Genomic DNA, 13,621 nt, shown 5'->3' on the forward strand with positions numbered 1-13,621 from the left:
GGAAGTGGTCTCAAAGCGATCGCGGTTCAATTGAGAAGACTTCTCAATTATTATCTCGTTTCTCGATTAATTTTTAGGGTTTAGAAATTAAGAAGCGGGTCGGTCGATACTCATTTCAACCCCACCATTGTAACAGGGTACAAAAATGAATACGTTGGCAGAAAAAGTAACGGCTAATATTGTAATTATTGATGACGATCCGAATAACTTGAGATTGCTGACCAACTTGCTCGCTCGTCACGGATATGAAGTGCGACCGATCGCCAACGGACGCCTCGGATTATCGGCGATCGCCGCCGAACCTCCCGACTTAATTTTATTAGATATTATGATGCCGGATCTCGACGGTTACGAGATCTGCCATCAACTCAAAGCGAACGAGAAAACCCGCGATATTCCCGTGATTTTTTTGAGTGCTTTATCGGAAGCTTTTGATAAAGTCAAAGCCTTTTCTATTGGTGGTGTAGATTATATCACAAAACCCTTTCAAGCCAAAGAAATTTTAGCAAGAATTCAAAATCATCTCAAAATATTTCAACTACAAAAACAGCTTTTTACTCAAAATGAAGCCTTACAAAAAGAAATATACGAGCGCAAACTCCTAGAAGATAAACTGCAATCGTCTCAACAAGAAATCCTAGCGTTTTTTGAAGCGATTACCGATGTCGTACTGATTCTAGATCGCGACGGAAAGACACTCAAACTGGCGCCAACTCGTCCCGAAAGACTTTACCCGCCAGGAATTGATATTCTGACGCAAACCGTCGAAGCATTTTTTGGCGATCTGCAATCCGACGTGCTGCATTACATTCACGAAGCCTTAGATACCCAATCCGTGCTCAACTACGAATATGGGTTACAGATTGGAGACCAAACCGCTTGGTTTTCTGCCAGAATTGTACCGTGTTCCGAGCGAACGGTGGCGTGGGTCGCACGGGATATCAGCGATCGCAAAATCGTCGAAGAAGCACTGCGAGAAAGCGAAGAACGTTTCGAGTTAGCTGTTTCCGGAACCAATGACGGTATTTGGGATTGGGATTTAGAGAGCGATCGCGTTTACTATTCCCCAGTTTGGATGAAGATTTTGGGTTATCAAGAAGGCGAACTTCCCCAACATTTGACGACCTGGAGCGATCGCATTCACCCGGAAGATTTAAACATGGCTTTAGCCGCAATTAACGATCATTTTGAAGGAAAAACAGAAATCTACGAACACACTCACCGACTCCAACATAAACAGGGATATTGGATTTGGGTGCAAGCGAAAGGACGCTGTTTGCGCGATCGCGACAGCCACCCTTATAGAATCATCGGGACGATCTCCGATATTACGCAAAAAAAAGCCGTCGAACAAGCTTTAAAAGAAAGTGCCGAACGAGAAAAAGCACTCTCCACGGTGATTCAAAAAATGCGGCAAAGCCTCGATATTCGTACAATTTTTGCCGCCACGACTTCAGAATTGCGCGAACTGCTCGAGTGCGATCGGGTTTTAGTCTATCAATTCAATCAAGATTGGAGCGGGCAATTTGTCGCCGAATCCGTCGATAAAAAATGGATGACGATCTTACATCATTCTCCCTTGTGCGATCGCATCGTTACGGGTAAAAATTGTCCCGTTCGAGAGCTAGTAACTAGCGATCTTTTTTTTGAAGACACTTATTTAAAAGAAACCCAAGGCGCATTTTATCGCCAAGATCTTCATTATATCGCCGTTTCCGATGTCGAAGCTCGAAACTTCGACGATTGCTATTTAGAATTACTCGATCGCCTGCAAGCAAAAGCCTATATTACCGTTCCTATTTTTAGTCATAACCAACTCTGGGGATTGCTCGCCATTTATCAAAACGCAGCCCCGAGAGAATGGACGGAATCGGAAATTTTTATCGTCATGCAAATCGGCAATCAATTAGGGATTGCCTTGCAACAAGCCGAATTACTCGAACGAACTCAACAGCAATCTGAAGCCCTACAAAAAGCAGTTTTTGCCGCAGACAAAGCCAATCAGATTAAAAGCGAGTTTCTCGCCTCGATGAGTCACGAACTGCGGACGCCCCTCAATGCGATTCTGGGATTCGCTCAAGTCATGAGTAGCGATCCGTCTCTTTCGGAAGAAAATCAGAAAAGCCTGTCGATTATCAATCGTTCTGGGGAACATTTACTCGATCTAATTAATGATATTTTAGAACTCTCCAAAATAGAAGCGGGAAGGCTCTCGTTAAATGAGGAAAACTTCGACCTGCTACAGTTAACCGACAATCTGGAAAAAATGCTGCAACTCAAAGCAGCGTCTAAAGGATTAAAACTCATTTTTGAATATGGCGATGACTTGCCGAAATACATCAAATCCGACGAAGGGAAATTGCGTCAAGTTCTGCTCAATCTTTTGGGAAATGCGATTAAATTTACCGAAGTCGGTCATGTGAGTTTGCGCCTGCGAGCCGATCGCTCAACCGACAATACCGATCGCTCTTCTCCATCGTGCCGATTGTACTTTGAAATTGAAGATACGGGATTGGGGATCGCTCCGGAAGAACTGCACTTGTTATTTGAAGCATTCACACAAACGGAAACGGGCAAAAAATCCCATCAAGGAACGGGATTGGGTTTACCGATTTCGCAAAAGTACGTGCAGTTAATGGGGGGCAACATTACAGTTAAAAGTACCCCCGGTTGTGGGAGTTTGTTTGCCTTCGATCTTCCCGTGACTCTCGGGGATGCGAAGGCGGTAACCAAGGCAAAACCGTCAGCCGAAATTCTCGGATTATCCCCCAATCAACCGGAATGCCGTATTTTAATTGTTGACGACATTGCCGAAAGTCGTTTGTTATTGGTCAAAATGTTAAAGCCGTTAGGATTTTCCCTCAAAGAAGCAGACAACGGTCGAGAAGCGTTGGCGGTTTGGCATCAGTGGCAGCCCCATTTAATTTTAATGGATATGGGGATGCCCGTGATGGATGGATATGAGGCGACGCGGGCGATTCGAGAGCAAGAAGCGAACGGGGAAAACCCGGAAAGGCGATCGCCGGAAACAGGAGATAGAACGACGATTTTCGCGCTCACGGCGAGTACCTTTACAGAACAGCGCCAAGTGATTTTAGCGGCGGGGTGCGATGATTTTGTTGGCAAGCCGTTTCAGAAACAATATTTACTCGAAAAAATCCAGACTTATCTCGGGATTAAATATGACTATGGAAGCGAGGAAGCGTCGCCGAATCGAGACGCCAGCGATCGCCCGGCGGTGACGGCGGCTCAAATGGGCGAATGGCTGGTGCAAATGCCCTCACCGTGGCTGCAAAAACTCTACGAGGCAAGCTGCGAGTGTAACGATCTCAAAGTGATAGAATTGCTCCACGATCTGCCTCCAGAACGGGAAAAACTGGCGATCGCCCTGACCGGACTCGCCGAAAATTTCGAGTTTCATAAAATTCTCGACTTATTTGCCTCTTATCTCCCCGAAATCGGCGATCGCCCTTGAGTCCAGACGATCCTTTCCCAACCGCCAGGGCATGGTAACGAGCCAAACCAAACCGCTAAGATAGATAAACCTGTCCCCAGGCACTTGGATGCTGACCATGACCTCATCTACCTCATCTGTAGACTTTCAAGATTGTTTCGATATTGTCGTCGTTGGCGCCGGACATTCCGGTTGCGAAGCCGCCTTGGCGACGGCGCGCCTCGGTTGCCGGACCTTGCTGCTGACCTTGAATTTAGACAAGATCGCGTGGCAACCGTGCAATCCTGCAGTGGGAGGTCCGGCAAAATCCCAGCTTACCCACGAAATTGACGCCCTCGGGGGCGAAATCGGCAAAATGGCCGATCGCACCTACCTACAAAAGCGGATCCTCAACTCCTCACGCGGTCCGGCAGTGTGGGCCTTGCGCGCTCAAACCGACAAGCGGGAATACTCCCGGGTGATGAAAAATATTGTCGAAAACCAAGACAATTTACTGTTGCGCGAAGGGATGGTCACCGATTTAGTCCTCGGGCCGAATCAAGAGATCGTCGGCGTCGAGACCTATTTCGGGGTCGCCTTCGGTTGCAAAGCGGTGATTTTAACCACGGGAACCTTTCTCGGCGGTCGGATTTGGGTGGGGAACAAGTCGATGCCTGCGGGACGGGCCGGAGAGTTCCCGGCGGTGGGATTGACGGAAACCTTGAATCGATTGGGGTTTGAAACCGGACGGCTGAAGACGGGAACCCCGGCGCGGGTGGATCGGCGATCGGTCGATTTCAGTCAAATGGAAGCGCAACCGGGGGATGAGGAGGTGCGTTGGTTCAGTTTCGATCCGGAAGTTTGGGTCGAACGGGAACAGATGAATTGCTACCTGACGCGCACTACGGAACAAACTCACCGTCTGATTCGCGAAAATTTACACCTGTCTCCGGTTTACGGCGGCTGGGTGGACGCCAAAGGTCCGCGCTACTGTCCGAGTATTGAGGATAAGATCGTCCGCTTTGCAGATAAGGAAAGTCATCAGATCTTTATCGAACCGGAAGGACGGGATATTCCCGAACTGTACATCCAGGGGTTTTCGACGGGGCTGCCGGAAAAACTGCAACTGGCGATGCTGCACAGTTTGCCGGGGTTGGAACGCTGCACGATGCTGCGTCCGGCGTATGCGGTGGAGTACGACTATTTACCCGCGACCCAGTGCTATCCGACGTTGATGACGAAGGCGATCGAAGGGCTGTTTTGTGCGGGGCAAATTAACGGCACTACGGGTTATGAAGAGGCGGCGGCCCAGGGTCTCGTGGCGGGGATCAATGCGGCGCGGTTTGCCCGAGGGGAAGAAATGGTGATTTTCCCGCGCGAGGAGAGTTACATCGGAACGTTGGTGGACGATTTGTGTACGAAGGATTTACGCGAACCGTACCGGATGTTGACGAGTCGTTCGGAGTACCGTTTGTTGCTGCGATCGGATAATGCGGACCGCCGCCTGACGCCGTTGGGTCGCGAACTGGGAACGATCGACGATCGCCGTTGGCAGTTGTTTACGCGCAAGCAGGGGCAAATCGAAGCGGAGAAAAAACGGCTGCAGGAGACGCGCATTAAGGAACACGAGGAATTGGGGGTGGCGATCGCCTCGGAGACCCAACAACGGATTAAAGGGTCGATTACCTTGGCCGAACTCTTGCGCCGTCCGGGGTTCCATACCGCCGACCTCGACCGCTACGGTCTGGGGAATCCGTCTCTGAGTGTCCCGGAACGAGAAGGGGCGGAAATCGATATTAAATATTCCGGTTATATCGAACGCCAACAACACCAGATCGAGCAAATTTCTCGCCAAGCCAACCGCAAGTTACCCGCGAATTTGGATTACAGCCAAATCGAAACTCTTTCGATGGAAGCGCGGGAAAAATTGGCGAAGGTCAAACCGCTTACGGTCGGTCAAGCTAGCCGCTTGGGTGGGGTGAATCCGGCGGATATTAATGCTTTGTTAATTTATTTGGAAGTGCGAGGACGGCAATTGGCGACCTCGGCTTCGAGTTAAGGGCGATCGCGACCCGATCGCCCTCCCCTTCTCCCTCCTCGTCTGTGGTTGCACGATCTCCCGTGCAAGTGGTAAGACTAAACCAAAGATAATAGAACGCGGGAGCGGCGATCGCTCGTTTCTGTTGTCTCCTTCGCGGCGGTATTGTAAAGTTTAACTGAATCCATAGTCAAGTATAGTCATTCCTGTTAAGATATAACCATGAAACTCTCAGACTATGCCAAAAAAGCCGGGGTGAGTTATCAAACGGCGTGGAGATGGTGGCAAAAAGGTCATCTAACGGGCTATCAACTTCGGGAACAATTATCATTACCGAAGAAGGGAAGAAGAAAACCGAGAGAATGGCCTGTATTTATGCCAGAGTCTCTAGTGCAGAAAATAAAGATCACCTTGAGCGACAAGCGGAACGGTTAAAAGATTATGCTATTGCCAGAGGCTATCAAATTTATAAAGTCGTCAAAGAAATTGGCAGTGGTTTAAATGATAATCGTCCAAAATTGGCTAAGGTTTTAACCAATTCCCATTACGATATATTGATAGTGGAGCATAAAGACCGTTTGGCGAGGTTTGGGACAAATTACCTTGAGATCCGGTTAAAAGAGAGGGGAAAAACCGTTGAGATTGTCAATCATAGCGAGGATCGACAAGATGAATTGATGGAAGATTTAATTGCTATCATTACTTCATTCTGTTCTCGTCTTTATGGATGAAGACGCTCGAAACGGAAAACCGAAAAAATTATTGCCGAATTAAAGGAACGCTAGTGAAATTAGTCGAAAGACATATAATCAAAAAAGGTCATAGGTTTTGGGATGAGATAGATGAGTTATCATGGCATTCCAAAAATCTCTACAATGCGGCTAATTATCTAATCCGTCAAAACTTTATTTATGGTCATGGTTACTTGAACTATAACCGGATGGATAAATTAATGCAGAAGACGGAGCAATATCGCGCTTTACCAGCTAAAGTCTCTCAACAGGTGTTACGAGGATTAGACAAAAACTGGCAATCCTTTTTTGCCGCCAATCAAGCCTACAAAGTCAACAAGGAGAAGTTTTTAGTCAACCCGAAAATCCCCAAATATAAAAACACTCAGAAAGGTCGTCAATTATTGGTGTACGTGAAACAGGCTCTAAGTAAAGTGGCTTTAAAAAAAGGTAAAATCAAATGCTCAAAAACCCAAATAGAGTTGGAGACTTCTGTAGCCGAAAAAGTAGTGGAGGTGAGAATCGTTCCTCGATGCGATTGTTATATCATTGAGGTCATTTATGAAGAAGTAGAACCAACATTAAAATCCAATGAATGGGTCGCTAGTGTGGATTTAGGTGTAGATGTTTTAATGGCTGTAACTTCTAATCAACCGGACTTTGTTCCTCTGTTGATAAATGGCAGACCCTTAAAAAGCCTGAATCAATTCTACAATAAACGAAAAGCCTTTCTCCAATCCCAATTAAAAGGAAATCGACCCACCTCTAAGAGAATCCAGCGTCTGACTCGATGCCGAAATCAAAAAGTGGAGAACTATCTCCATCGAGCCAGCCGTTATCTGGTCAATCTACTGCTTGATAAAAATATTACTACTTTAGTCATTGGCAAAAATGAGGGGTGGAAACAAAATGCCAAGATGGGGAAAGTGAACAACCAAAACTTTGTGGGGATTCCTTTCAACCGTCTGATTGAAATGTTGACCTATAAATGTCAATTAGTAGGGATTAAAGTGGTTCTAACTGAAGAGAGTTATACGAGTCAGTCGAACTTTTTCAACTTAGATCCGCTTCCGGTTTATGGAGAAACGGTAAAAGTTCCTAAGTTGACGGGAAAAAGAATTAAAAGAGGTCTTTACCGGACTGATACAGGATTCTTGTGTCAAGCGGATATCTTAGGCTCCTATAATATCTTAAGAAAAGCATTCCCAAATGCCTTTATGGGCTATGGGATAGAGAGGTGCGTAGTTCACCCAAGGAGAATTAATCTCTCGAAGCCAAAATGAAGGGGATTTTTGAAATAGAATCCATGTCTTGTTTATATCTGACTATATTTTGGTTAACTATCCCATCATTTCCCTTTCCCTAAAAAGCTATGTCTCAGGATCTCAGCACTAAACCCATCGACCCCGCCCAAGCGGGAACCTCCGGCGATCGCATTCCGGGAGAACCGTGGTCCGTGGATGCGTCTGCCGATCGCCTGATGGACGAACTGTTTGAAGATGTAGACCGGGTGCTCGAAGGCGGCACTTCCCTGCCGAAATCCGTCAAAGCCCCGGAAACAGTCAAGTTAAAGTCGATCCAAGTTCCCCAGATCGTCATGCCGCCGTTGGTGATGCCGCGTCCCCCTCGCGAAGACGCGACCACGGTGGACGCGAAAGCTACCCGAACGGGAGACAAGAAGAAACAAAAAACGGGCAAATCCTTCGATCGCCTCTTGTTCGGCGGCGCCTGCGCCTTACTCGCCCTCACCGTCGGCTTATTGCTCGCCAATCGCGAACCGTTGCAGCGTCTCTGGTTCAAATTGCAACCCCAAACGGCTCAAGCCCCCGTTCCGGCGGCGAAAACCCCCGAACAGCTCAAAGCCGATGCCGATGCCGCTTTTGTGGAATATATGCAGCGATCGCTCGAAGCGATGGATCGCCAAGCGGTCGGCGCCCCGACCGAACCTGTCCCGGTGCCGAATACGGCTCTCCAAGTGCCGATGCCCCCGGCGCCCACGGTCAACGTCAACGTCCCGCCTCAAAATGTGACGGTGACCGCACCCCATCAGGGCAATTTGGCAGAAGTGTTGAATCGGATCGCGATCGCCCTCGAACGCGGCATCAATCCCACCCTGGTTCAACCAAATCTCACGGTTACCGTTCCCAAATCGCCCAAACCGCCACAACAAACCGCCGCCGCCCCGTCTCCTGCGGCTTCCCCGTCTCCTGCGGCTTCTCCTTCGCCGACGGCTTCCCCTTCGCCCAAACCCGCCCCGAAAGTCGTCGCCCCAGAACCGACGGTCGCCGCCTCGCCGCCCCCCGCCGCCGCGAGTCCGTCCCCCGAGCCCGCCCCCGAACCCGCACCCCCGGCGCCGACGGCTGAACCGACGACCCCCGCTTCTAGCGCCCCGGGAACAGTTCACACCTTAGTGGGGATTTTGGAGTTGGGCGATCGCTCCGCCGCCCTGTTCGAGATTAACGGCGTCGCCCGCCGCGTCAACATCGGCGAAAGCATCGGCTCTAGCGGCTGGACCTTGGTCGAAGTCGAGCAAGGCGAAGCGGTCATCCGCCGCAACGGAGAAGTGCGATCTATTTTTGCCGGACAATCGTTCTAACTCGTGTATCGCTACTCGTGTTGTTCGTTATTGGTCGAACGGCGTGAGAAAATTTAAGTAAAGAAATGATTCCGGCGGTCGAGGGCGATCGCCGCCGTCCGATAACGAACCTATGCGAGGAGTTTTTGCCGATGAGCTTATTCGATGATGTCAGTCGTTTTTTAGAAAGTCGTCTCGACGAATTCATGCGTAACAATCCCCATCTAGAATTACAAGTTTTAGAAGAACAGTTACGCGAACAAGAAGAAGACGCCCTCAAGCTAATTGCCGAGTCCCAGCTCAAAGAAAAGCAGTTACAAGACCAAATCCTCTCCACCGCTCAAGAGATCCAACGCTGGCACGAACGCATCTCTAAAGCCCGTCAAGCCGGACGCGACGACCTCAAACGCGCCGCCGAGGAACGCGAAGCCGCCCTTCTGCGCCAAGGAAATCAGTTGTGGGGACAAATGCAAGGGGTCAAAGATCGGATTGCAAAAGCCAGAGAGTTACAACGCCAGATCCAAGTCCGCCGCCAAGAAGTGAGAGCGAAAGCGACTGAAGCGGCAGCGTCGCGAGCCAAAGCCGAAGCCCAAAACAGTCAAAGCACTCAAAGCAGTCAAAGCAGTTGGGATACGGGGTGGAATCAGAATTATCGTACCTTTAGCAGTTCCATGGATCCCCTAGAGCAAGAGTTCCAACGCTGGGAAACCGACGACGAATTGGAACAGATGAAACGCAATATGGGAAGGTAGAGGGTTTTAGATTTTGGATTTTGGATTTTTGATATTTGATGGGGACGGTAACGCTTCGGTTCTAGATTCTAGCTTTTGCCTGGTGACGGCTTCGAGGCGGGCAACATGCTCGCCCTAGAGCTTCCCACTTGCCACGCCACACACCAAAAACGCTCCCCTCGTTCGGACGAGTGGGAGCGCTTTTGTCTTTTCCGTTGCTCGGGCGCAGTTGCACTACGCCCCTCGCTTCAGTAAGTGCTTGAACAAATTGTCTTTGACCATGTTTTGTCTAAGGACTTCGAGTAGGTATTCTTGCGCCTGTTCCCGGCTGAGGCTCTTGACTTGGTCGCGCAGGACTTCGAGTTTGAATTGTTGTTCTAAGCTGAGTTGAGTGGGAATATCCATGATTTTCGCTCCTTGTGGTCTGTTGTTGTTTGTCTCCCCCGTCTTTAAAGACGCGGTTTCGAGCAAACGGGTTTCGCTTAAATGTAAATTATCGTTACTTTGGCTTGACAATCTGTCCAATATGTACATTTTAAAACTAATTATTGCTACAAAAATTTATCAAAGGGTTCAGGATTTATCATAAAAGGGGTCAAACTAGAGCCGATTGACGAAATAAAAGGGATAAAAATTCATGAGTCAGATGGACGCAATGGAATTTTTCAGACAAAGTGCCGGGAAGTGGCGATCGCAACGGACGACGCACCACCTGGCTTTTAGAAGAGCTGAAATGGGGGATTCTCAGATTGAGGTAGAAACCCTGGAAGCGGATCATCCGAAAGTGATTGAAATCTGCGAGTTGCACGAGGTCGATCCGAGTCGGACCGTCGGCGGGGCGTTCGTCACCTGGCACGGGTCGATGGATTGGGACCGCGACAGTGAAAATCACCAAGGTTCGACGGTGTTCGCGTTAGTACCGGAAGCGGACAATCCGCGACGCGGGCAGCTTTTGCGCGAGCGCGGTTATGCGGAAATTGTCCCGGTGGCGGGTCGTTACGAAATTGACGATGAAGATGCCTTAGTGCTGACGACGGAGTACGAAACCATGAGCGCGATCGAGCGATTTTGGTTTCCCCAACCGAATATGCGGGTGAGAACCAGCACGGTGAAACGGTTTGGCGGGTTTAGCAGCGCGTCTTTTTGTACGGAAATTCGCATGGAGGAGTCGGCTAACGGCTCCGGAGCGGCGACAGGCGGGGGTGGCGCCCAAAGCGCTAACAACAATGGCGCCAACGGCGCCCAGTTCTATTCTGTATTGGGATGGTAAAAGTAGAGATTGAGCCGAGTTCCAGAGTCAACCGATGTTTTCAGTTCGGGCGCCGAGAGTGTGTCCGCCGCGATCGCCGATCCCTTCGTTCGGGGGAGTGACTACCTCAATCGAGTGCGGCAATTGGCCTTAGATCCGAGCGATATCGAGCTACCGGAGGACATTAACGATCGCATTCGCATCTGTACGTGGATTGGCGAGCATGGCGATGCCGTCAATGCCGAATTACAAAGTTGCCTCGACGCTTGCCATCAATGTTTTGGGGGCGATCGACGGCGCCCGATGCGGATTCTGGCCGCACCGTTAGCCGAACGTCTCGGAGTAGATGCCCTGTGCAACATCCACCTCGATCCGGTGGTGATTTTTGTCGATGTCGGACGCATCGATCCGGCAGATTGGTTGAGCGTCGTCGTTCACGAATACGCCCACGCCCACCTCAAATCTCCCGGTCACGGGCGATCCTTTTTAGAAGTGGTCACTCATTTATGTTTGGGATTGGGGTTACCCCCCCCGACAGTCGAGGGAACCGGGGACGCCCCCGACGATGAAAAGCTCTTGCGCCATTGGCCTCATTGCCAGTCCACTCGGGATCCCCAGAGGTGGTGGCGGGGCAGTCCCTAAAAATTGTCGAGAAATATTACAGATTGTTGCGTTCCCTCAGAAAAATGAGACTGAGATCGCCGTCATCCCTTACTCTGAATGATGTCTATCCAAATGAGCTGCACAACACCAGTCACCATCTGCGATCGAGGCGGGTACTCGGTTTCGCGCAGTCCAGCCGACTGACGCATTGAGCAGCCAATCTTCCCGGTATTTGGGGAATCTCCACCCCTAACCTTTAACTTGGGTGGAGAGGATGTCAAGCTCGATCGCCCGACCTACTGGAGGCACCCAGGAAGTCATGCCTGTAAACCCCAAGCGACCGAGATCGAGCGAGGTGACTCAATCGATCGCCCACAGTCCGGGATACAGGAAATTCCTTCAGTGATGGAGGAACTCCCCTCAGCTCGTCGTTCGAGAAGCCGGGGGGAGGTGTCAATCATAGAAAAATAACCAGATTTTCAGATTACGGAGATTCTGACGTGGCAATTCCTTTGTTAGAGTACGCTCCAAACAGTCAAAACCAGCGTGTTTCTGGATTTGAAATTCCGACTGAAGAGCAACCTAGAATTTACTCCACCGAAACCATGCCCTCGCCGAGCGAGATCGAGGAGTTAATCTGGGCCGCTTACCGCCAGATCTTCAGCGAACACCAAATCCTCAAAAGCAACCGCCAGACCTTTTTGGAGTCTCAACTCAAATACGGTCAAATTACCGTGCGCGACTTCATTCGCGGTTTGGTGCTTTCCGATGCCTTCCTGCGCTTGAACTTCCAGACCAACAGTAACTATCGCTTCGTCGAAATTTGCGTCCAACGGATTCTCGGACGCGACATCTACAACGAGCGTGAAAAAATTGCTTGGTCGATCGCGATCGCGACCAAAGGCGTTCAAGGCTTCATCGACACCTTACTCGATAGCGAAGAATACTTAGGCGCTTTCGGCTACGATACCGTTCCTTACCAACGCCGTCGGATTCTGCCGCAACAAGCCAAAGGCGAAGTCCCTTTCAACCTCAAAACCCCGCGTTACGGCGAATACCACCGCAGTCAATTGGGTTTCCCCCAAGCGATCTGGCAAGTTCAAGTCCGCCGTTTCGTCCCCCAAGACAAACAAGCTCGCGAAGGCGACCCCAACCGCTTTTTGGGTTTGGCGCGGCAGCTTAACTTTGCTAAAGGGGCCACGCCTCCGAGGGTGTCTACGGTCAACATGAACTATCAAAACATGGTTCCTTACCGCAAGCGCTAATCTCAATTGAGTCGGTCGGCTTAATTGACGATTCTGCTCGGTCAATTGAGGGACAAGACGCCAAAGACAGGACACGGGAGAAGATCTCAAAAAGATCTCAACGGGTTTGTTTTTGGTGGCTTGTCTCTTTTAGTAGGGAATTGAGACTAGGGAATAGGGACGGATTCGGCGAAAAGCAAGAGGTAGAAGCTGTGGGGCGGGATCCTTCCGCTTGGGCGAAGAACACTTGAGCGCTGTTGAAGGAGCCAACAACTCCCAATTCCCTCCCCTAGGGAATCATCGGCGGTTCCGGCGAAGATAAATCGACCGTCGGGGCGGGTGGGGCGATTTGGGGAGTATGTTTGTTGAGGGTGTTAGAAACTAAAATGTAGCCGAGATAAGCGGGTAGAATCATCAGGGTAAGTGCGGCGATTCCCCCGAGTAAGTGGATCGTACCCATGGACGGACCGTAGTGGACGCGATAGGGATCGAAAGGTAAACCGTCTTCTTTAAGCATTTTGCGCCAGACGAGGGCGCGTTTGAAGCGAACGCGGCGATCGTCGAGTTTTTCGAGTAATACCCATCCGGCTTGACTTTCTTCTTCGCACAATTGGTGGAAAATGTCGGGATTGCGGAACAGGTCGAAATTGGCGCGCACGATTTTATATTCCCACTCTCCTAAAGGGGGGTCGTGGGGAGAGGGCGATCGCAGTTCCGGTAACGGATCGTGACGGATCGACTCGCCATCGGAGGAGTTTCGCTGTTCTACGTTTCCGGTGGGGAGAAAGGAGGTGGGAGGCATGTCAATGGCCGGGAGTTGACCATTACCGGAATAAGCATCAAACATTTCTTCTTCCTCTTGATGTGTTCGTGCGATCGCAAAATGTCTCCAGCGCAACCATCCGCCAGCCACTAGTGCCTCAATTCCCAAACTGCCTACAAAAACACTCCACACTACAATTTCGAGCATAGTTATTTAACTGAGCTAATTCGTCGATCGCCGACCCGGGGCGATCG

The 13,621-nt window shown here is 50.0% G+C and carries 11 protein-coding genes; 9 read left to right on the plus strand and 2 right to left on the minus strand.

The annotated features are described in order from the left end of the window. Window positions 1-145: 145 nt before the first annotated feature. The 6 genes from HCG48_RS02055 (at window position 146) to HCG48_RS02080 (ending at window position 9,529) form a co-directional block, all read left to right on the plus strand. Window positions 146-3,475 (plus strand): response regulator, encoded by a 3,330-nt coding sequence (locus HCG48_RS02055; protein ID WP_168567676.1) that lies wholly within the window; start codon window positions 146-148, stop codon window positions 3,473-3,475. Between the two features lie 88 nt (window positions 3,476-3,563). Beyond that, a complete protein-coding gene (gene mnmG, locus HCG48_RS02060) occupies window positions 3,564-5,492 on the plus strand; it encodes a tRNA uridine-5-carboxymethylaminomethyl(34) synthesis enzyme MnmG (RefSeq protein WP_281362073.1) in 1,929 nt (642 codons plus the stop codon). A gap of 257 nt (window positions 5,493-5,749) precedes the next feature. Next, window positions 5,750-6,202, plus strand: a complete 453-nt coding sequence (locus HCG48_RS02065; RefSeq protein ID WP_246260062.1) for an IS607 family transposase — start codon at window positions 5,750-5,752, stop codon at window positions 6,200-6,202. Then, the gene (locus HCG48_RS02070) at window positions 6,199-7,485 is read left to right on the plus strand and encodes an RNA-guided endonuclease InsQ/TnpB family protein (protein ID WP_320415767.1); all 1,287 of its coding nucleotides are present in this window, start codon (window positions 6,199-6,201) and stop codon (window positions 7,483-7,485) included. Before HCG48_RS02065 ends, HCG48_RS02070 begins: the two co-directional genes overlap by 4 nt. Before the next feature lie 89 nt (window positions 7,486-7,574). Beyond that, complete coding sequence (locus tag HCG48_RS02075) at window positions 7,575-8,798, plus strand: hypothetical protein (RefSeq protein WP_168567677.1); 1,224 nt, start codon at window positions 7,575-7,577, stop codon at window positions 8,796-8,798. Window positions 8,799-8,929: 131 nt separating this feature from the next. Next, window positions 8,930-9,529 carry a TIGR04376 family protein gene (locus tag HCG48_RS02080; protein ID WP_168571693.1) on the plus strand — a complete coding sequence of 200 codons (600 nt, stop codon included), beginning with the start codon at window positions 8,930-8,932 and terminating at the stop codon, window positions 9,527-9,529. Window positions 9,530-9,742: 213 nt separating this feature from the next. On the opposite strand, the gene HCG48_RS02085 is transcribed toward HCG48_RS02080, so the two are convergent. Next, window positions 9,743-9,913: an NblA/ycf18 family protein gene (locus HCG48_RS02085; RefSeq protein ID WP_168567678.1), complete on the minus strand. Its 171-nt coding sequence runs from the start codon at window positions 9,911-9,913 to the stop codon at window positions 9,743-9,745. A gap of 241 nt (window positions 9,914-10,154) precedes the next feature. On the opposite strand from HCG48_RS02085, the gene HCG48_RS02090 reads away from it, so the two are divergent. The 3 genes from HCG48_RS02090 to HCG48_RS02100 all read left to right on the plus strand — a co-directional run bounded on the left by HCG48_RS02090 (window position 10,155) and on the right by HCG48_RS02100 (window position 12,625). Next, window positions 10,155-10,778 (plus strand): phycobiliprotein lyase, encoded by a 624-nt coding sequence (locus HCG48_RS02090; RefSeq protein WP_168571694.1) that lies wholly within the window; start codon window positions 10,155-10,157, stop codon window positions 10,776-10,778. 9 nt (window positions 10,779-10,787) lie between these two features. Then, complete coding sequence (locus tag HCG48_RS02095) at window positions 10,788-11,399, plus strand: hypothetical protein (RefSeq protein ID WP_246259845.1); 612 nt, start codon at window positions 10,788-10,790, stop codon at window positions 11,397-11,399. Window positions 11,400-11,860: 461 nt separating this feature from the next. Next, window positions 11,861-12,625 (plus strand): phycobilisome rod-core linker polypeptide, encoded by a 765-nt coding sequence (locus tag HCG48_RS02100; protein ID WP_168567679.1) that lies wholly within the window; start codon window positions 11,861-11,863, stop codon window positions 12,623-12,625. Between the two features lie 268 nt (window positions 12,626-12,893). Here the strand turns inward: HCG48_RS02100 and HCG48_RS02105 are convergent, their stop codons facing one another. Next, window positions 12,894-13,574 (minus strand): hypothetical protein, encoded by a 681-nt coding sequence (locus HCG48_RS02105; protein ID WP_168567680.1) that lies wholly within the window; start codon window positions 13,572-13,574, stop codon window positions 12,894-12,896. Window positions 13,575-13,621: the final 47 nt, after the last annotated feature.

The organism is Oxynema aestuarii AP17 (assembly GCF_012295525.1).
In the GTDB taxonomy this organism is placed as follows: Bacteria; Cyanobacteriota; Cyanobacteriia; order Cyanobacteriales; family Laspinemataceae; genus Oxynema; species Oxynema aestuarii.